This is a genomic window from Romboutsia sp. BSD2780061687b_171204_C1, assembly GCF_015560225.1.
Classification (GTDB): Bacteria; Bacillota; Clostridia; order Peptostreptococcales; family Peptostreptococcaceae; genus Romboutsia_C; species Romboutsia_C hominis.
Window position 1 is genome coordinate 66,528 of the sequence record NZ_JADMRK010000004.1, and the last position, 21,395, is coordinate 87,922.

The 21,395-nt window shown below is 26.3% G+C and carries 20 protein-coding genes and 1 pseudogene; 4 read left to right on the plus strand and 17 right to left on the minus strand.

Annotated elements, in window-relative coordinates; all coding sequences use genetic code 11:
• Positions 1-28 precede the first annotated feature (28 nt).
• From mutS to I2H23_RS09555, 6 genes are all read right to left on the minus strand, one after another.
• Complete coding sequence (gene mutS / locus I2H23_RS09530) at positions 29-3,058, minus strand: DNA mismatch repair protein MutS (protein ID WP_195581557.1); 3,030 nt, start codon at positions 3,056-3,058, stop codon at positions 29-31.
• 229 nt (positions 3,059-3,287) lie between these two features.
• The gene (locus I2H23_RS09535; RefSeq protein WP_207733573.1) at positions 3,288-3,854 is read right to left on the minus strand and encodes a chromate transporter; all 567 of its coding nucleotides are present in this window, start codon (positions 3,852-3,854) and stop codon (positions 3,288-3,290) included.
• Positions 3,851-4,390 carry a chromate transporter gene (locus I2H23_RS09540; RefSeq protein WP_092925428.1) on the minus strand — a complete coding sequence of 180 codons (540 nt, stop codon included), beginning with the start codon at positions 4,388-4,390 and terminating at the stop codon, positions 3,851-3,853. Before I2H23_RS09540 ends, I2H23_RS09535 begins: the two co-directional genes overlap by 4 nt.
• Positions 4,391-4,528: 138 nt before the next feature.
• Positions 4,529-6,145: a Na/Pi cotransporter family protein gene (locus I2H23_RS09545; protein WP_092925426.1), complete on the minus strand. Its 1,617-nt coding sequence runs from the start codon at positions 6,143-6,145 to the stop codon at positions 4,529-4,531.
• 200 nt (positions 6,146-6,345) lie between these two features.
• Positions 6,346-6,999 carry a diphthine--ammonia ligase gene (locus I2H23_RS09550; protein ID WP_092925424.1) on the minus strand — a complete coding sequence of 218 codons (654 nt, stop codon included), beginning with the start codon at positions 6,997-6,999 and terminating at the stop codon, positions 6,346-6,348.
• A 124-nt stretch (positions 7,000-7,123) separates the two neighbouring features.
• Positions 7,124-8,170, minus strand: coding sequence for a hypothetical protein (locus I2H23_RS09555; protein ID WP_092925422.1), 1,047 nt, complete (start codon positions 8,168-8,170; stop codon positions 7,124-7,126).
• Positions 8,171-8,394: 224 nt separating this feature from the next.
• On the opposite strand from I2H23_RS09555, the gene I2H23_RS09560 reads away from it, so the two are divergent.
• The gene (locus I2H23_RS09560) at positions 8,395-9,006 is read left to right on the plus strand and encodes an NUDIX hydrolase (protein ID WP_195581558.1); all 612 of its coding nucleotides are present in this window, start codon (positions 8,395-8,397) and stop codon (positions 9,004-9,006) included.
• A 121-nt stretch (positions 9,007-9,127) separates the two neighbouring features.
• On the opposite strand, the gene miaB is transcribed toward I2H23_RS09560, so the two are convergent.
• On the minus strand, positions 9,128-10,561 hold the full coding sequence (gene miaB, locus I2H23_RS09565) for a tRNA (N6-isopentenyl adenosine(37)-C2)-methylthiotransferase MiaB (protein WP_092925418.1): 1,434 nt from the start codon (positions 10,559-10,561) through the stop codon (positions 9,128-9,130).
• A 194-nt stretch (positions 10,562-10,755) separates the two neighbouring features.
• Between miaB and I2H23_RS09570 the strand changes: the two genes are divergently transcribed.
• Entirely contained in the window at positions 10,756-11,406 is a 651-nt protein-coding gene (locus I2H23_RS09570) for a DUF421 domain-containing protein (RefSeq protein WP_092925416.1), read from the plus strand.
• A 25-nt stretch (positions 11,407-11,431) separates the two neighbouring features.
• The gene (locus tag I2H23_RS09575; RefSeq protein WP_195581559.1) at positions 11,432-11,812 is read left to right on the plus strand and encodes a DUF4363 family protein; all 381 of its coding nucleotides are present in this window, start codon (positions 11,432-11,434) and stop codon (positions 11,810-11,812) included.
• 30 nt (positions 11,813-11,842) lie between these two features.
• On the opposite strand, the gene truA is transcribed toward I2H23_RS09575, so the two are convergent.
• From truA to larE, 8 genes are all read right to left on the minus strand, one after another.
• Positions 11,843-12,580, minus strand: a complete 738-nt coding sequence (gene truA / locus I2H23_RS09580) for a tRNA pseudouridine(38-40) synthase TruA (RefSeq protein WP_166505563.1) — start codon at positions 12,578-12,580, stop codon at positions 11,843-11,845.
• A gap of 96 nt (positions 12,581-12,676) precedes the next feature.
• Positions 12,677-14,146: a sensor histidine kinase gene (locus tag I2H23_RS09585; RefSeq protein ID WP_092925410.1), complete on the minus strand. Its 1,470-nt coding sequence runs from the start codon at positions 14,144-14,146 to the stop codon at positions 12,677-12,679.
• Positions 14,147-14,148: 2 nt separating this feature from the next.
• Complete coding sequence (gene walR, locus I2H23_RS09590) at positions 14,149-14,847, minus strand: cell wall metabolism DNA-binding response regulator WalR (protein ID WP_092925408.1); 699 nt, start codon at positions 14,845-14,847, stop codon at positions 14,149-14,151.
• A gap of 17 nt (positions 14,848-14,864) precedes the next feature.
• Positions 14,865-16,268, minus strand: coding sequence for an FG-GAP repeat domain-containing protein (locus I2H23_RS09595; RefSeq protein WP_092925406.1), 1,404 nt, complete (start codon positions 16,266-16,268; stop codon positions 14,865-14,867).
• A 10-nt stretch (positions 16,269-16,278) separates the two neighbouring features.
• Positions 16,279-16,902: an HDIG domain-containing metalloprotein gene (locus I2H23_RS09600; RefSeq protein WP_092925404.1), complete on the minus strand. Its 624-nt coding sequence runs from the start codon at positions 16,900-16,902 to the stop codon at positions 16,279-16,281.
• A 162-nt stretch (positions 16,903-17,064) separates the two neighbouring features.
• Positions 17,065-17,736 (minus strand): hypothetical protein, encoded by a 672-nt coding sequence (locus tag I2H23_RS09605; protein WP_195581560.1) that lies wholly within the window; start codon positions 17,734-17,736, stop codon positions 17,065-17,067.
• Positions 17,737-17,796: 60 nt separating this feature from the next.
• A complete protein-coding gene (locus I2H23_RS09610; protein WP_195581561.1) occupies positions 17,797-18,939 on the minus strand; it encodes a THUMP domain-containing class I SAM-dependent RNA methyltransferase in 1,143 nt (380 codons plus the stop codon).
• 9 nt (positions 18,940-18,948) lie between these two features.
• Positions 18,949-19,758: an ATP-dependent sacrificial sulfur transferase LarE gene (larE, locus tag I2H23_RS09615; protein WP_195238182.1), complete on the minus strand. Its 810-nt coding sequence runs from the start codon at positions 19,756-19,758 to the stop codon at positions 18,949-18,951.
• Between the two features lie 143 nt (positions 19,759-19,901).
• On the opposite strand from larE, the gene I2H23_RS09620 reads away from it, so the two are divergent.
• Positions 19,902-20,132, plus strand: a complete 231-nt coding sequence (locus tag I2H23_RS09620) for a hypothetical protein (protein ID WP_166505568.1) — start codon at positions 19,902-19,904, stop codon at positions 20,130-20,132.
• A 60-nt stretch (positions 20,133-20,192) separates the two neighbouring features.
• On the opposite strand, the gene I2H23_RS09625 is transcribed toward I2H23_RS09620, so the two are convergent.
• Positions 20,193-20,897, minus strand: coding sequence for an N-acetylmuramoyl-L-alanine amidase (locus I2H23_RS09625; protein ID WP_195581562.1), 705 nt, complete (start codon positions 20,895-20,897; stop codon positions 20,193-20,195).
• A 130-nt stretch (positions 20,898-21,027) separates the two neighbouring features.
• Positions 21,028-21,339, minus strand: a pseudogene (locus I2H23_RS09630) (Spx/MgsR family RNA polymerase-binding regulatory protein); the annotation flags it as partial.
• Positions 21,340-21,395 lie beyond the last annotated feature (56 nt).

Sequence of the window (21,395 nt, forward strand, 5' to 3'; positions counted from 1 at the left end):
TTATCAAACCTTTAGTTTAGTAAGGTAATTATTTAAGTGAATCCTTAGCTTTTCTTTGGAGCATATATATAGTATTCATAGCATCTAGTGGAGTCATATTTAATATGTCTATATTTGCTATTTCATCTAGTAAAGATGTTTGCCCCAGATTATCAAATGATACCTGAGATATTGCAACTTCTTTTACCCTGTTATTACTATTTATTTTTCTATTTAATTCTTCATTTTCCTTATCTAGATTATTATAACTATTTTGTAAAGATATATGGTCTCTATCTAACTCTTCATATTTATACTTTAATATATTATATTCGTCTTCTAATTTATTTACCTCAGTTCTTAATGATTCAAGTTCTAACTCTTTTGAAGAATCTATATTAACCTCTGCTTTACTTAAAGCATCCTCTAATTCTTGAGATATTGCAACTTCTTTTATCATGTTACTACTATTTATTTTTCTATTTAATTCTTCGTTTTCTTTATCTAGATTATTATAACTATTTTGTAAAGATATATAGTCCCTATTTAGCTCTTCATATTTATACTTTAATATATTGTATTCGTCTTCTAATCTACCTATATCAATACTATCACTTAAAACTAAATTCTTTTCATTGTTTATAGTTACACTTTCATACATATGATTTTTTTCTAAATCACTAAGTATTTCTTTAGCTCTAGCTATAACTAAATCTGGTAACTTTGCAAGTTCAGCAACATATATCCCATAACTCTTATCAGCGCCTTGTGGTACTATTTTTCTTAAAAATATTATATTGTCATTATCTTCTTTAACAGCTATAGAATAATTCTTGACATCACTAAACTCATTTTCTAAATCTGTTAATTCATGATAATGTGTTGCAAATAGTGTTTTACATTTTATATTATTTTGAATGTATTCAACTATTGACCAAGCTAAACTTATACCGTCATAAGTACTTGTTCCTCTTCCTATTTCATCAAGTATAACTAAACTTTTTTCTGTAGCATTTTTAAGTATATGAGATACTTCACTCATTTCTACCATAAATGTAGATTGCCCTTGACTTAAATCATCACTAGCACCAACTCTAGTAAATATTCTATCCATTATAGGAATTTCAGCAAACTCTGCTGGTACAAATGAACCAATATGTGCCATTAAAGCTATTATTGCAGTTTGTCTCATATATGTAGACTTACCTGCCATATTTGGCCCTGTTATTATATTTATTATATTTTCACCAGTATTTAAATAAGTATCATTTGGTACGAAGTTTTCTTCTCCTACTAAGTTTTCAACTACAGGGTGACGACCATTTTTTATATCTAGTTTATTGTTGTCACTTATAGTTGGCTTAACGTAGTTGTTAATATATGCCACAGTAGCAAGTGACACAAATACGTCTATATTTGCTATTGTTTTAGCAGTTTTTTGTATTCTATCTATATTTTCATATATGTTATTTCTTATATTTACAAATATCTCATACTCTAAAGACTTTATCTTTTCTTCAGCATTTAATATCTTATCTTCTATTTCTTTAAGTTCTGGAGTTATAAATCTTTCTGCATTACTTAAAGTTTGCTTTCTTATATAGCTCTCATCTATATTAGCAGTAGCTAAGCTAGCTTTAGTTATTTCTATAAAATATCCAAATACCTTGTTAAATCCAATTTTAAGTGATTTAACACCAAGCTTTTCTTTTTCTCTATTTTCAATTTCTTTTATTAAAAATGCTCCATTTTTAGATATATCACGAAGCTCTTTTAATTCATCATTAAACTCAGATTTTATTATGTTTCCTTCTTTTAAATTTATACCTGGGTCTTCTTTTATAGCTTCTTCTATAAGATTATATATATCATCTAATATATCCATATTAGCTATATATTTTTTAAGTATACTTGCACTAGAATCATTTATAGTTTCTCTAAGCTTTGGAAGATTTTCTATAGAATTTTTAAGGTGTATTAGTTCCTTTGGAGTAACTCTTTCAAAGGCAATTTTCCCACATATTCTTTCTATATCGTATACAGTTTTAAGTATTTCATTTAAATCTTCTCTTAACATAAAATCTTCTTTGATTTCTTCTATGACATCAAGTCTTCTCTTTATACGCTCTTTATTAACTAATGGTTCTTCTACATATTTTCTAAGAAGTCTCCCTCCCATAGCAGTAGATGTTTTGTCTAATACATGTAAAAGTGAACCTTTTTTCTTATTTCCTCTTATAGTTTGAGTAAGTTCTAAGTTTACTCTTGTAAACATGTCTAATACCATATATTCACTACTATTATATATGTTTATATTATTAATATTTGATGTTACTTGCTTTTGAGTGTTGTATATATAGTTAAGTAATATTGATAAAGAAGACTTTATAAGTCCATTATCATCAAAGTTTAATCTTTGAAGGTATGCCTCTGTGAAGTATTCTTTAAGTATTTCAGCATCTAGGTAGTTATTATCAAAGTTTTCATTTATATATATATTACTAACTGTTGCTATGTTTTTTAGTTTCTCTATAAAATCTAAATCATTTAATATAATTTCAGTTGGGTGAACTTTTGCTATTTCTTCTATAACTTTCTCTTCTTTTAAGAAAGTGGCATTTACTTCACCTGTACTTATATCAACATAAGTAAGACCTATATTATCATTGTTTTTATATAAACTCATTAAGTAGTTATTTTTCTTATTTTCAAGTAAGCTTCCATCAAGTACTGTCCCTGGCGTTACTACTCTTATAACATCTCTTTTAACTATTCCCTTAACGCTAGCTGGGTCTTCTAATTGCTCACCTATAGCTACTTTATATCCATTTTCTACTAACTTTGATATATATGCATTTGCAGAATGGAAAGGTACCCCACACATTGGTGCTCTTTCTTCTAATCCGCAAGATTTTCCTGTTAGTGCAATTTCAAGTGTTTTTGAAGCAACTATTGCATCTTCAAAGAACATTTCATAAAAATCTCCTAATCTAAAAAACAATATACAATCAGGATATCTATCTTTAACTTCAAAATATTGTTTCATCATAGGAGTTAGTTTATTTCTGTCTATATTCATATTTGCCTCCTTATGTTTTATGCTAATGTTTATTTTAAGACTTCGTAAGTTTAAATATTTAATCTTTAACTTTAATCTAATTATTTATTATACCATAACTGAAAATTGTTATTAAGTTAATAATAAAAAAGAACTAGCAAAATTTATGTCAGTTCTTTTTTATTAAATCTATTTTAACTCTACAGTTATTGCTTTATCATAAAAAAGATTAGTCAAATTGACTAATCTTTTAAAGCCCTAATATTATTCCAGCTACTGCTCCTATTAAAATAAATATAGCCGGGTGTTTTTTAGATTTTCTAGATAATATAAATATACCTATAGCTAATATTAAAGCTTTGTAGTCAAATATATATAATATATTTTTACTTTCAACAAAATTACTTACAGTTATTATAGATAACTTTAATATTTCAAATAAAGCTACTGCTATAAGTCCAGTTACTGCGGGTCTTAATCCATAAAATATAGATGTAACTATAGTATTTTCTTTAAATTTATTTAAAAAGTTAGCTATTATAATTATTATTATAAATGATGGAAGTACAAGTCCTGTTGTTGCAACTAAAGAACCTATAATACCTTTAGCATTATATCCAGCAAATGTTGCCATATTTATTCCCATAGGCCCTGGTGTTGATTGGCTAACTGCCACCATGTCAGCTAACATTGATTTATCAAACCAATTATATTTACTTGCTATATCACTTAAAAACGGGAGTGTTGCAAGTCCACCACCTACTGCAAATAGTCCAGTTTTAAAAAATTCAAAGAATAACTGTATATATGTAATCATTTTTCATCTCTCCTATATTTAAAGGCTATACCAAATACTGCCGCCCCTACTACTATATAAATAGGAGAAACATAGAAAAATGCACCTAGTATAACGGTTGATAAAAATATTATAGTTCCTATATTATCTTTAACTGAGTTTTTATACAGCTTACAAACTGCATTAAATATCAAAACACTTACTGCTACCCTTATGCCACCTAATGCATGCTGTACAATTTTATAATTAGAAAAATTCTTAAGAGTTGATGCTATTAATATAATTATAACTAGTGATGGGAATACCATTCCTATTGTAGCAAAAGCTGCTCCTAATATACCTTTTGTTTTATATCCTACAAATGTTGCAACATTTATTGCTATTACACCTGGTGTAGCTTGCCCTACTGCGTAGTAATCTAATAGTTCTTCATTTGTAACCCAATTTTTATTATCTACTATTTCTTTTTCTAACATAGGAAGCATTGCATAACCACCTCCAAATGTTAATCCACCGATCCTTGCAAAAGTTTTAAATAAATCAAGTAACTCTTTCATATCGTCTCCTTATTATTTCTACCATATATGTATATATTACTATTTTGTATTGTAAAAATCTATATCTTAAATTTTTAATACAAAATAGTAATATAAATCATAAAAAAACAACCCTGTTTTTTAGGGTTGTTTTTTTAATTATTTTGAATGTATAACTCTTTTAGCTATATTAGTTGAATGATCTGCTATTCTTTCTAAATTACTTAATAAATCTAAGTAAACTATACCAGAGTCTATTTTGCATAGATTTTTATTTAATCTTTCCATGTGACTTGATCTAAATGATTTCTCCATACAATCAACTTCTTCTTCTAAGCCTAGTACCTCTTTTGCTAGTTCTTTATTATCTTCTTTCATAGCTTGAAGAGATAATGTATATACTTTTGTAACTTTTTCATAAATATATGCTATTTCATCTTTTGCTTCTTTTGATAAATTAGCATTTGAATTTATAAGATCTTGTGCTAGTTCAGCCATATTTTCAGAATGATCACTAACTCTTTCTATATCATTTACTGTATTAAATAAAAAGTCAACTTGCTCTATTAATTTATCATCTAAAGATTTCTTAGATAATTTCACTAAATAATCTATAAGCTTCTTTTGTAATTGATTTACTATGTCTTCTTTATCAAAAGTTTTTTGAATATCTTCTTGTGAATTTTCTCTAATAGCTTTTATTGAACACTCTAATGTTTCATTGGCTTTTCTTCCCATTCTTAAGGTTTCTTTTACAACATTTCCTAATGCTATTGATGGAGTTTCTAGCATTCGCTCATCTAAAAACTTAGTTGCTCTTTCATCATATTCTTCATCACCATTATCAGGTATAAGCTTCATCACTATCTTAACTATGTACTTAGAAAATGGTAATAATATTATTACATTTATTATATTAAATAAAGTATGAGAGTTTGCTATTTGTCTTGATATATCTGTTGGATCTAAATGTGTAACTATCATACTTATTGGTTTGTTAAGTACTATCATAAATAATATTGTTCCTATTACATTAAATGTTAAGTGCATAACTGCAGCTCTTTTTGCATTTTTGTTAGTTCCTATACTTGATATTAAAGATGTTGTACAACTTCCTATATTATCTCCGTATAATATTGGTAATGCTCCAGAAAGTGGCATTAATCCTTGTGATGCTAACGCTATTAATATTCCCATTGATGCACTTGAACTTTGTAAACAAGTTGTCATAGCAAAACCAGCAAGTAAAGCTATTACTGGATGACTTGCAAGACCTTGCAGCATATTTCTAAATGCTTCAATTTTAGATAAAGGTGCCACAGCCTCTTTCATAAATTCCATACCTATAAATAATATAGCAAAACCTATTAATATTTCTGATATATTTTTTAGATTTGGCTTTGATTTAGATCCTATCATATATAATATAATTCCTACCCCAAGGGCTAATGATGATATTATACTTGCATCAAATGATACTAACTGAGCTGTTACTGTAGTACCTATATTTGCACCCATTATAACACCTATTGCTTGGTATAAACTCATTATACCTGCATTTACAAAACCAACTACCATTACAGTAGTAGCTCCACTACTTTGTATAATTCCTGTAACAACGGCACCAACTAAAACACCCATTACTACATTACTAGTTAAAAGTTCGATAGCTTTTTCAAGCTTAGGTCCAGTAGATTTTTGAAGACCTTCTCCCATTAAGTTCATTCCATATAAGAAAAGTCCTAAACCTCCAATAAGGTTTATGAATATGCTCACTGTCTATTCCTCCTCAGAAAATTATGGTTATTTTTCTTACTTTTTTGTCACCTCTTTATCTTATCAGAATTTTCGACATGTTTTGTTAATTTTATGTTAAATTTTTTACATTTCTTTAACTTTTTAAATATTTTTTATATTTAAATAATCATAAAAAGATATAGTTAAAAACTATATCTTTTTACTTGTACAAAATATAATTATACTAATGATATATCTAATATACCATAGTTATTATCTACGACATTCTCATTTTGTATGTACTTTATTTTATTTTTAAATATAGGTCCATCAACTACAAAAGTATGATACTCTCCATTTTCTCCACAAGGATCACTTCCTAAATCCTTTATTCTTTTAACTACATCTTTATTTAAAGTTTGTCCTAATAAATCAATTGGTAAATATTTTAAGTTAACTATTTTTATAACAGTTTCAAATCCTTCGTTTATAAATTCATAAACTAAAGCTTCTCTGTCTTCTTGCCAAAGTGGAAGTTCGCACTTTATATTAGCTTCACTGCATCTATCTTCACACCATTTTCTGTGATCTACTATATCTATATCCCCAAATACACAAATTTTAGCTCCCATATCCTTGGCTTTTAAAAGTGTTTTTGTAAATTCTTTTTCATAATTATTCATGTCACATTCTACTATTAATAATGGTATATCTAAAGACTTACTTACTTTATATAATAAATCTTTTTTTATACTATGTGTAAATGAACTATCTTTGCCTTTTTTAAAGGTTACAAGTAAACCCACGGGCTCATAACCTCTTTTTATCATTCTATATAATGCTAGAGTACTATCTTTTCCCCCGCTAAATGACATTACAAATTTCTCTCCCATACACGTTCTCCTTTTATCTGATTTTTTATGACACTATATATTAATTATATAAAAAGTCATTTTATGTATCAACTCAAAAGTAAATTTACAAAAATAAAGCCTACAATATATGTAGACTTTATTTTTATTTACTAATATCCTTACCTTTAAATGTTTTGTATGAGTGCATAAATTCTCTTGTGTTAAATATGTACTTTCCTCCTATTTGAGTGTAATAATTATTAGCAGAATCATATATTTCTTTAACTTTTTGTGTAAGGTTTTTATTGTAATATCTAAGTTCTTTGAATTCTTTTTTTAATTTATCTGCTGTCATCCATACTTTATTGGAAGTTATATCTGCTAGTCTTATATTTTCAAATTTTAAAGAGTTTTGTTGTGAATATACATAAAGTTCGGCTAGTATTTCTTGAAGATTTTCATTGGTAAGATCTGCCTTTAACTTTTTATAAATTATAGCTCCCATAGAATCAATACCTTTTTCTTCTAATCTTTCTTGATTTATAAGGGCATTTAATGGTTGCCTTTTTATATATACATAAGATTTCTCTTCTAGTATATATTCACCTCTTACATACTTTGCAGGTCTATATATAACAAGTATTGGAGCATATTGTCCACCTATTTCATGTTCATTTAAATCTATTATCTCATCTCTACTTTTTACCTTATATTCATTAGATATAGTCCCATATCTAGATCTATCTCTAAGGGAATACATATGAGAATCCTCTATATGTTTAATTATTTCATTTATGTATAACTTGTCTACTACACCCATATCGTGTGAATTATTTACATAATTACTTGCTAATTCATCTTTGATAGAATTTATATCATCTACACTTATAGAAAAACATGCACAAAGCTTTTTTAATTTATCTTCTATATTACTTAAATCTATGTCAGTATAAGCAAGTACATCTTCTAATTTTTCTTCACTTTTTAATTTTATAATATCATTTAATATCTGTGTATCGTTTTTAGCACTATTTTTATCAAATAGATATCTATTTATATCAGATTTTAAGTTATTTATACTTGACTGTATTTTTATATAATCACCTAATAGATGTGTATTATTATTTATTATATCTTTTGGTATGCTTATGTATCTTTCATCTTCTTTTACATATATATTTATGTCATTTCTTGTGATGTCTTCTAACATTTTAATCTCCTTACTAATTATAGTTTAAAGTCATATATAATTATAACATGAATTTTATCTTATAGTTAGTTTTTAAATTTAAAAATTAACTAGCTTATATAAGCATATATTTTTAGTTGATGTTTCTATTATTTTACTAATTAGCTATTATTTAAATTGTATTTTGCTATAATTTTTTATAATTCATATTATAATAGTATTATGACATTAACAAGGAGGACTTTATGATTTACAATTTTAAAGAAAAATTTAAAAACTATAAGGCATATATAAACGGACATGAAAATATGAAAAAAGCATCTGTGTTAATTCCAATAGTAAAAAAAGATAATAAGCACTATATCTTATTTGAAGTTAGATCTAAAAATTTAAAAGCACAACCTAATGAAATATGTTTCCCTGGTGGTAAAATAGAGCTTGGGGAATTACCTATAGATACGGCTATAAGGGAGACATGTGAAGAGCTTGGAACAACTTATAATAATATTGATATTATTTGTGAATTAGATTTACTAGTTACTCCATCAAACTTAATAATACATCCATTTTTAGGATATATAAATGATATAGATAATTTTAGTATAAATACTTCTGAGGTAGATCACATATTCTTAGTTCCTATATCATATTTACTAGAAAGTGTACCAAATATTTATAATAGCGATGTTAAAACTATACCAAGTTCAGATTTTCCATTTGATAAAATTCCTAATAAAGAAAATTATAAATTTGATACAGGTAATTATTCTGTTTTATTTTATTCTTATAAAAATTATACAATTTGGGGTATAACAGCAAAAATACTAGAAAACTTTTTATCTATAATATCTAATTAGAAGTGTTAATTACTTCCTTAATAATTAAAAATTTTGTTAATTCTTATATACATCTAGTTAATATTCTATATTTTAAATAAAAAGGTATCTCTTGAAATTACACAAGAGATACCTTTTTTATTTATTTTATTTTTCCTACTAATGAGAAGTTAGTAGCACTAGTTATATCAACCATTACTAACTTTCCTATTAAATCTTCATCCTCTTTAGCTTCAAAGTTTACTAACTTATTTTGTCTTGTTCTTCCTGTAAACTTATTATCATCAGTTTTACTTTTTCCTTCAACTAAAACTTCAACAGTTTTACCTACATAACTTTTATTTATTTGAGCAACTATTTCATTAACTTTGTCTAGTACTCTATTAAATCTTTCGTGTTTTACATCTTCTGGTATTTGATCTTCCATCTTAGCTGCTGGAGTTCCTTCTCTCTTTGAATATATAAATGTAAATGCTGAGTCATATCTTACTTTTTCAACTACATCTATAGTATCTAATACATCTTCTTCTGTTTCACCTGGGAATCCTATCATTAAATCAGTAGAAAATGCTATATCTGGTATTTCTTTTTTAGCTTTTTCTATAATTTCTAAATAATATTCCTTAGTATAGTGTCTATTCATCTTTTTAAGTAAAGTTGAACTTCCACATTGAACTGGTAAGTGTAAAAATTCACATACTTTGTCACAATCTCTTATAGCATATATAACTTCATCAGATATATCTTTAGGATGAGAAGTCATAAATCTGATTCTTTCTATTCCCTCTATTTCATTTACCATTCTAAGCAACTTATCAAAGCTTATTGGTTCTTCTAGTGTTTTTCCATATGAATCAACATTTTGCCCAAGTAATGTAACCTCTTTTGTCCCATTAGCTACCAATTCTTTTATTTCAGATATTATATCTTCAGGCTTTCTACTTCTTTCTCTACCTCTAGTGTATGGTACTATACAGTAAGTACAGAAGTTATTGCAACCATACATTATATTTACAAAAGCTTTAAGTTCAAATTTTCTATTGCTTCTTAAACCTTCTACAACTTCACCATCAACATCCCATACATCAACTAACATAGTATTTTCATCCATTGACTTAACTAATAATTCAGGGAATTTGTATAGATTATGTGTTCCAAATACTAAATCAACATGTCTATATTTTGACTTTAATTCTTTAACAACATGAGGTTGTTGCATCATACATCCACAAACTGCTATTTTTAAATTAGGATTTTTTCTTTTTTGACCTTTTAACTGACCTAAATTACCATATACCTTTAATTCTGCATTTTCTCTAACCGCACAAGTATTGTATATTATTAAATCACATTCTCCAGCAGTCAATCCTTTTTCATACCCCATAGCTTCAAGCATAGCACATAGTTTTTCAGAATCATGTTCATTCATTTGACATCCAAATGTTTGTATCAAATATCTAGGTTTTGCTTGATGTATTGCATAATATCTAGTGTTTTGTTCTTTTATTGCATCTATAAACTTATCTTGTTCTTTTATTTTTTCTATAGGAACTTCTATTTGTTTTCTTTTGCTCATCTATTTCATCTCCTCAGTAATTTTAAATGAACTACACATTTATATTAATATTTATTTATTTTCAAACAAATTTACTAAACCATATTATATCAAATTTATAAATTATTTTAAAGATATTAAATTTAAGTTTTATGTATCATAATTTATAAATAAGGGTAAAATAACTTATCATATAATGTGAAAGGAAAATAATTATGGTGTTAGTATTGGTAAGAAGTATTTTACTTTATATGGTTGTTTTAATATCTTTGAGAATTATGGGAAAAGGCGAAATAGCAGAAATGAATACATTTGATTTAGTAATAACTCTTTTAATAGCAGAAGTTGCTGCATTGCCTATGGAAAACAATAATATACCTTTAATTAATGGTATAGCTTCTGTTACAGGCCTTACGCTTATTCAAATAGTTGTTTCTTATATAACTTTAAAAAATAGAAAAGTTAGAACTTTTTTATGCGGGGCTCCATCTATTTTAATAAATAAAGGCAAAATAGATTATAAGGAATTAGAAAAACAAAGAGTTACAATAGATGAACTTCTTGAACAACTTAGAATTGAAGGGTATTTTAAGGTTTGTGATGTTCAATATGCAATACTTGAAACAGATGGCAATTTAAGTATATTACCTTCACCATCATACAAAGATATCCCTACAAAATGCTTTGAACATCTTCCTATGTCTCTTATAATAGATGGTTATATTATAGATAAAAATCTTAGAATTATTGGAAAAGATAAAAAATGGCTATATGAAATATTAAGTAAAAAAAATATAAAAAATAAAAAAGATATCCTATTATTAAGTATTGATGAAAATGATAAGGTATTTATACAAACAAGATAAATCGATAGATATGAGGTGAAATTTATTGAAGGCTTTAATATGTTCACTTATTTGGACAGTTTTATTTTTATTATTTAGTTTTTATTCTCTTGATAAATTTGATGATTTTGCTAAATTATACACTGAAAAAGCTGAATCAATAGAACTTCATATAAAGGATGGTGATTGGGATAGTGCTAAAAAAGCTTTAGATGAATATGACACAAGCTTTAATGAAAGTAAGGATTCTTGGTATAAAGTATTTAATCATGAGTATTTTGGAGAAGTATCTTTATATTTAGATATTCTTCAAGGTTCTATTTATGCTAAAGATAAAGGTATGTCACTTGAACAGATACAAAGAATAAAAAATGCATTACATAATATAATAGAAAATGAACAGTTTGACTTAAATCATATATTCTAATAGATGGGATTTCTCCCATCTATTTTAGTATTAATATGTAACTTTATATAAGCAAAGTCCTTTAGCTGGTGCCGTATCAGATGATTTAGATCTGTCTTTATTTTCTAGCATTATTTTTATGTCTTGTGGAGTTTTTCTTTTAGACCCAACATCTATTAATGCTCCCGCTATTATCCTTACCATATTATATAAAAATCCATTACCTTGAACATATATATCAATCATATTATTATTTTCATTTATTACTATTGAATGTATTTCTCTAACATTTGATTTTTTCTTAGATTTAGAAGAAGCAAAACTAGTAAAATCATGCTCCCCAACTAAATATTCACTTGCCTCTCTCATTAAATCTATATTTAGTTTTTTTTCTATATGAGTAGTATATCTTCTAGTAAATGGGTCATGATATTTATTATTATCTATTTTATATAAATAAGTTTTTGACTTAACATTATATCTACTATGAAATCTTTCTTCAACTTCTTCTAGTTCAGTTATAACTATATCTTCCGGTAGATAATTATATAGATAATCTTGCATTTTTTTTAAACTTAACTTAGAATTTGTCTTAAAATTAGCAACCTGTCCTCTTGCATGAACTCCCATATCAGTTCTTCCAGATCCTATTATTTCTATATGTTCGTTAGTCATTTTACTAAGAACATCTTCTATCTTTCCTTGTATTGTCATATCATTATCTTTTAATCTTTGAAACCCCTTATATCTTGAGCCATCATATTTTATTGTCATTTTTATATTTCTCATTTTGTTCCTCTTTTCATTAATTTATAATCCTTAATTATATAAAAATAGGATATACTTTATCTAAGTATATCCTATTTTTATGATATTTAATACTATTTAATAATCTATAGATTCTAAAAGTTTATTTTTTACAACTATCGTCATAGTTGTTCCAACACCTTTTTCACTATCTAGATTCATATATCCACCATGAAGTTTTACAATTTCATTACTTATTGCAAGCCCTAAACCACTACCTGCTTTGTTATAATCTTCTTGGAAGAATTTATCTAGTACTTTATCTAAATTTTCTGTTTCTATACCACAACCATTATCAGTAACTTTTATTGTTGTATACTCCTCATTTTGAGATACTATAAGCTTTACAAATCCATTGTTATCTGTAAACTTGATAGAATTTTGTATTAAATTTATTAAAACTTGTCTTAGTCTATCTTTATCTCCTTGTATAGGTTCAAAATAATCTCCTATAAATTCTACAGATAAATCTATATTTTTTTCACTAGATTTAACTTTCAACTGATTAACAACACCTACTGATAATTTTCTTATATCTACTAAATCTATTTTTAATTTTATTCTATCAGATGCAAGGCGAGAAAAATCAAGTAATTCTGTAACTAGCTTTATAAGTCTTTCTGTTTCATCTTGTATAATACCTAAGCCTAGGTCTAACTCTTCTTTGCCTATACCTTCATAAGAAAGTGTCTCACTCCATCCTTTTATAGATGTAAGAGGAGTTCTAAGTTCATGAGATATAGATGATATAAATTCTTCTTTTAACTTTTCACTTTTGTCTATTTCCTCTGCCATATGTATGAAAGTTTCTGCTAAATCACCTATTTCATCATCTGATATATTAACATTTTTAAGTTTTATACTGTAGTTTCCGTGTGCTAGTTCATTTGCAAATTGTTTTAATTCTCTAAGAGGCTGTATAAGAGTTTCTGCAAATCTAAGACTTAAAGATATTGCTATTAGCAATATGCAAATTCCTGCTAATACTAACCCAAGTATTACTCTAAATATAGTTGAATCTATCTCTTCTAAAGAAATAGTATATCTTACTACACCTTCTATTATATTGTTAGTCTTAAGAGGAACAGATATACTCATAACATGCTCCCCTGTTTCAGGAATTTTATATACATATGGAGTCAAATTATTCTCATCTTTTAAAGCTCTACTTATATCTTCTCCATTTACATCTACGTTAGTTTTAAATCCATATTGATCTATAATCATCTTTGAGTTTTTATCTATAATTGAAATAGCAAATTTTGAATCACTACTTGAGTGCTCTTTTTGTAATATAGCATTTATTTTATTTTCTTTTTGTAGTATAGCATTTACTTTATTTTCAAAGCTATCAGCTTCATTTACTATGTTATTATTATATTGTCTATTTATATTATTTGCTTCACTTTTTAAAATTTGACTTACATAATCATAATAGTAGTTTTGTACATAAAACATAAAAAGACCTTCAAATAATATAACAGTTATAATTATTATAGTAAAATAATTTTTTATTATCTTCTTTCTTAAGCCTTCAAAATGTAACAATATCATTCTTCCTTTCTAAAACAGTATCCATAACCCCAAACTGTTTGTATATATTTAGGCTTAGATGGGTCTTCTTCTATTTTATTTCTTATTCTTCTTATGTTTACATCTACAATTTTAAAATCATATAAATAATTAGTTCCCCACACTTCATTAAGTATTTGATCTCTACTTAATGATTGATTTGAATTTTTCATTAAGTATTTAACTATTGAAAATTCAGTAGGTGTAAGTTCTATTTCTTCATTATCTTTGAATAATTTCCTTTTATCTAAATTTAATACAAATGAATCTGATACTATCTCATTTCCCTTTGATAAATTTTCGTCTTTTTTAACTCTTCTTAAAAGCGCTGATACTCTTACTAATAGTTCTTTTATACTAAAAGGCTTCACCATGTAATCATCTGCACCTGATATAAACCCTTCGATTTTATCATCTTCCTGTGCTTTAGCTGTAAGCATTATTACACCTACCTGATCAAAGTTTTGTCTAATAAACTTACATACTTCTATACCACTTATATCTGGAAGCATAACATCTAAAAGAGCTAGCTTTATATCTGGTTCTTTGCTTATTTTTTCTAATGCTTCCTGTCCTGTTCCTGCTTCTATTATTTCATATCCTTCCCTTTTTAGGTTTATACTAACAAAACTTCTTATTCCTATTTCATCTTCTAATATTAATATTTTTTCCTTCATATTAAACCTCCCAATAATTAATATATAAGTGAGAAATACTCTTTCAATGCCTCTTCATTTATTTTTAATTTTTTTAATTGTTCTAAGTTGTTTATATATAATGTGAAAGTATAATCGTTATTTTCACCAAGTGTTATTGACGATTGATTGACATTCTTTTTATTTTCATCAATTATATTTTTATTAACAACAGCTATTGTAAATAATTCTTTAGGTTTTGTTTCTAGTATATCATAATAATAGAATTTAAATAATACATCACTACTTTGCTCTTGATAATCTTGTTCTATATAGAACTTGTTTACTAGTTCATTAGGTATTAAAAGGCTAAATTTATATTGATAATTATAATATATCTGAATTGTAAATAATAATGATGAATCTTCTAGATTTTCTTTTCCATTCCATCTATACCAGCTTATAGTTGCTGAGGTTTTTGAAGTATATATATTTCCACTTCCATTTACTATAGGTATATCTATAACCTTATCATTGTTTATATCCTCTACTGGTATGTAGTATGGCTTCATTATACTTTTATCGTCATCTTTAAATGCTTTTTTTAATTTACCATCTTTTAAGTACAATATCTGTGTTATATAGTTATCATTTTTAAGTATAGGCATATCAAGTACTATGCCTTTATGTTCAATTGTTTTACCCTTTTTATTTTCAGTTGATATAGTGCCTAATGTTATATATGAATTATTCAGACTTTTTATATTATCAAACTCAACATAGTTAACAAGCTTAAGGCCTTTATCAAAGTTAGCTAAACTTGCATATGCTTTATTAGTCTTTGGATTAAAATGTAGCATTAATATATCTAACTTATCATCTCCATCAATATATCCAATTTTTACTTTCATATCTAAAAGATTTTTACTATCTTCTAACCATGTAGGATCTAATGTGTATACTTTTTTTACTTCATCATCAATAAAATTATATATATACATATTAGTTTTTCCCTCTGATTTTATAAGAAGTACTATTTCTTTTTTTCCATCATTATTTAAATCATAAAAATTAGCATATTGTATTTCTTCACCTTCTTGAAGTGAATAAGCTTTTTCTTTATTTGTATATGTACCATCAGGATTCTTAGTTAATACAATAAATCCCACTTCATCTTTTTTATCATCTTGGCTTTCTTTCTTTTGAAATACTACTAATTCCTTTTCTCCATCATTGTCTAAATCTACCTCATTTATTTTTGCTGCTTCTTTTGAATTATTTGGCTGTAACAAAGATGTTTGTTTTGTTAGTAATTTTTTTATACCTTTATATAAATCTGATTCATTTTGATTATATAAAGGCTTATCTTTAATAAGCTCTTCAGGAGATTCTGAAGTTATACTACATCCAGTTGTTAAAAATACAATTAAGCTAGCCCCAATTAATAACTTAAAAAATTTCATCTAAAACCTCCTATCCTTTGTATGTTTTAAAATATTGTTTAAACTTTTCTATTCTTTCCTTTTCATTATTTATAGTCTCTAAACTTAAATTTCCTCTTCCTAATCTATCACAAAAAGATAATAATGCTATCTCTTTATATTTTACATCATTTATCATATTTTGTGGATTAAAAAAAGGAAGATTTTTATCATAAAATAATGGTTGCATGTGATATCTTATCATTTTAGATACACTTTCATTAAATTTTTTGTCATTACTTACCATATCTAAAAAAACTTTACCAATTTTTTCACCTTCTATATCATGATTATAGGATGTTATTTTGCCCCTTCTAATTTTTGTCGTTGTAAGTTTTCCTAGATCATGAAGTAAAGCTGACCACATAAATACTCTTTCATTTTCTGAAAGTTTTTTTACTTCACTAGCTTTATCAACTACTAATAGTATATGATTTAATACATTTCCTTCTGGATGATATTTTAGATTTTGTTCTACCTTCTCTAGATTTTTTATCATTTCAAATGGCTCTTTATCAAATTCTCCATTTTCAATTAACCTTCTTATATCTTTAGAAGGTTTATTACTTTTAAGTAATATTTCATCTACCTCATTAAATATCTCTTTACTAGTCATATTTTTTCTCCTTATTTTTTTAATAAAAAATTCACTTCGCCTAAGCAACGTGTTGGCGAACATATTTATAATACCTTAATATATAAAAAAAGCTTAGAATAACTAAGCTTTTTTATTTTATCACTATTTATTTTTTTTTATTTATATATGATTTTAACAGCTTTATTTTTTTGTAAACTTTTCTTCTGACCAAACTATATTTTCAAATTTATTGCTGCTTTCTTCACTTTCCACTACATTATCTTCATTAGATGACTCTTCTTGTATAGTTCTAAATCCTACTGAATCATCTGATTCAATTTCATAATATCCGTCAGAATTAATTTCATTACTAAGTTGATTTTCATCTACATATATATTACTTTCATCACTTAAAGGTTTTACTTTTTTTCCTTTTTGATTTGAAGACTTTTTACTTTTGACTTTTTTATGGCTAACTTCTTCTTTTGGTTTTATCTTATTATTTTTAGAAGGTTTCTTAGTTGCTGACTTATTACTTTTTTGATTTTTACTCTTTTTGCTAGGATTATTGCTATTTTTGCTCTTTTCTTCTACTTGTTTACTATTTTTTTCCTCTACCTGTGCTAAATCTTTTTCTTCTTGATGTTTCTTAGAGTTTTTTGGTTTAGATTTTTTGCTTCCTAGGCCTAAATTTACCTTTAACTTATTTGATTTTTTTGACTTAACATCTTTTTCTAACTCATCATTATTTTTTCTTTCTTCAGTAAGGAAATCATTAAGTATGACTTCATTTAAATCCTCTTCATATTTAGGTGCCTTAATTGTTTTTTCTTTAGGTGATTTTTTTCGATTTTTACTATTAACTCTAAGCATAAATACACCCCCTAAAATACTCTTTATATTATATATAGTATATTAGAGGGTTAAATATTACTATTTTCTAGGTGGTTTTGGACCTATATATTGATATAAGTTTGTTTTTAACATTCCATTGTATAACTTTCTCTTTTTATCAGCTTGTTTTCCAAACTCTTTTTCAAATTCATCATAAGAAGTTATTAAATAATATGACCAATTTCTAAGTCTAAAGAAGGCATTTCCTAAATTTCTATATAGCATTTGGACACTTTCTTTGTCTTCAAGTCTTTCTCCATAAGGTGGATTTGTTATTATAAACCCATACTCTTCATCACTTTTAAATTTAGTTGCATCTAAAACATTAAATTCTATATATTGATCAACTCCAGCTATTTCTGCATTTTCCTTAGCTATTTCTATAGTTTCTTCATCTATATCATATCCATAAATTTTAAAATCTATATCTTCATTTATTTTTTCATAGGCATCTTTTCTAACATCCCACCATATTTTTTTATCTATAGTTCTCCATTTTTCAGATATAAACTCACGATTCATACCTGGTGCCATATTTATAGCTTTCATAGCTGCTTCTATAAGCATAGTCCCCGAACCGCACATAGGATCAACCAATATTCTACCTGGTTTCCAAGGTGTTAAATCAACTATACCAGCAGCTAAAGTTTCTCTTATAGGTGCTTTGTTAGCTCTTTCTCTGTATCCTCTTTTATGAAGAGCATCTCCTGTTGTATCTATGTAAAGAGTTACTATATCTTTATGTATAAATACATATATAGGATATTTTTCTTTACATTCTTTTAGTAGTCCTCTTTCCATATACTTAGCTTTTAAACTATCTACTATAGCTTTTTTTACTATTGATTGTATATGTGTAGTACTATATAACTTTGACTTTATAGATGATGCTTTTGATACTGGAAATTCAGCTTCATAAGGAATGTATCTTGACCAATCTATTCTCTTAGTATTTTCAAATAATTCGTCAAAAGTTTTAGCTTCAAATTCAGCAATTTTAAGGTGTACTCTTTCTGCACATCTTAACCACATATTAGCTTTAGCGATACCATCTTCTCCAGTTTTATAAGTTACTCTACCATCTTCTGTTTTTACTATTTCAAAACCTAGCTCTTTTATTTCTCTTGCTAGCATTTTTTCCATACCAAAAAAGCATGGTGATACTAATGTATAACTTTTCATACGTCCTCCTTAGTTGCTTATATCTTTATTCATACTACCCATTTCATATCCATTCATATCTAGGGTAACATATTCAAATCCAAATTCTTTAAATTTATTACTAGTGTTTTTAAGTACTTCTTTAATAAAAAACTTATCTATCTCATCAAATCCAACTTCAATTCTAGCAATATTTTCATGTATTCTTACTCTAAACTGATTAAATCCTAAATCTGCTAAATATTGTTCGCTCATTTCTATTTTTGTAAGAAGTTCTTTAGTAATTCTTGTATTGTATGGGACTCTAGTTGCAAGACATGCGAAAGCCGGCTTATTATATGTTTTTAGTCCCATTTCTTTCGATAATACTCTTATATCTTTTTTAGTTAAATTGCACTCTTTTAATGGACTTATAATATTTAATTCCTCTAGTGCTTTTAGCCCTGGCCTATAATCACCTAAATCATCTATATTTGTTCCATCTAGTACATACTCTATATTATTATCTTTTGCTATCTTTTTAATAGTATTAAACACATATTTTTTACAATGATAGCATCTATCTTTTTTATTTTCGATAAACTCATCTAATTCTAAATTATCTATATCTATAACTAGGTGCTTAACACCAAATTCATTTGCGTACTTTTTTGCTTCGTTTATTTCCTTTTCACTATGCATCATAGCATTTAAAGTTATAGCCACTACTTTTTCACCTAATACATCTTTAGCTACTTTAAGTAAAAAATTGCTATCTACTCCTCCAGAATAAGCTATAGCTACATTGTCTAATTTAGCTAATATATTTTTTAATTTTTCTAGCTTATCATTTAATTCCACAAATACACCTCTCCCTTATTTAATAAATTAATTATATATAATGTTATAATATAAAGCAAACTTTAATTTCTCTTTACTTTAAAATTGAGTTTTTTATATATTTATTGTAATATTAAAATAGTAAAGGGGGAGGGATGACTATTATGAATTATTATGACATCTTACAAAATTTTCTTAGATGTAACAAAAACATAAAGTTAAAATTTAAAGAGGATAAAAAAACATTAGATATATGTAACTATAATAACACTATACTTTCTTTAGAGTTACAAAATAGCGACATGAAACTTAATGCTAAAGTAATTTACGAAAGTATTATTAATTTAGATAATTTAACTATATATATTCCTAAAATATATGTAAAAGAAAACTAGAATATAATTAATTTATCCCAGAGTAATATTTCTCTGGGATTTTATTAATTAATCTATTACTTATTCCTTCTTGTATATAACTATAAAAGCATCATTAAATCCTTTTTCTTTTAACTCTTCTATTCTTTTTTCAGCATTCAATCTATTATTATATGAGCCACATACTACCCTATATAAAGTATCCCTATTATCTATAGGTGTTATAGGTTTATTAACATCATTGTCAACTGGAGTATACGTTATATTTAAATATCTACATATGCCTCTTGCTATCCCATCTGCTAATACCTCTTGCTTTTGAGTAAGAATTTTGTAATCTTCCTGATTATCTATAAAAGCAAGCTCTATAAGACATGCTCTCATATTAGTATTTCTTATTACATAAAAATTAGCAGTCTTTACTCCTCTATTTTTAGTATATGCTTTGGTTTTTAGCAATTCTTCATGTATATAATTTGCTAAATCCTTAGTTGATGATGTATGAGAGTACGTCTCTATACCGTTAGCTGTGCCATTAAATGAATTACAATGAATAGATACAAAACAGTCTGCACCCCAACTATTTGCATCACTAGTTCTCGCTTCTAAAGATATTGTTTTATCTTCAGATCTACTTAACCTTACTTCTATTCCTTGTTTCTTTAATAATTTCTCTACCTTTTTAGATACTTCTATATTTATATTTTTTTCATATAGATTATTAATACCAATAGCTCCACTATCATTTCCACCATGACCTGGATCTATATATACCTTTTTTACCATAATTAATTCTCCTTTTATAGTACTTAAGCTATAATAAATAGCCCTATATATTATATGATTTAGGTATATAATTTGACATTATTTTTAATACAAAAAGCCGTGTTATAAATTATACAACACAGCTTTTGTTTTATAGTAATTTTTCTTTCCATTCCTCTTCTTTAAAACCTACCACAACATGTTTTCCATCAAATGCTATAGGCCTTTTTATAAGCATTCCATCGCTAGATAATATATCTAGTAATTTATCATCATTCTCAGTTTTAACTACATCTTTAAGCCCTAGCTCTCTATATTTTACACCACTAGTATTAAAGAATTTTTTTAATTCATATCCACTTAGTTCATACATTTTTTTTAATTCTTCTTTAGTTGGAGGATTTTTAACTATTTCAATATCCTCAAATTCTAAGTTATTTTCCTTAAGCCAAGCCTTGGCTTTTCTTACAGTCGATCATTTTGAATACCCATATAATTTTATCATTTGTCTCACCCTTT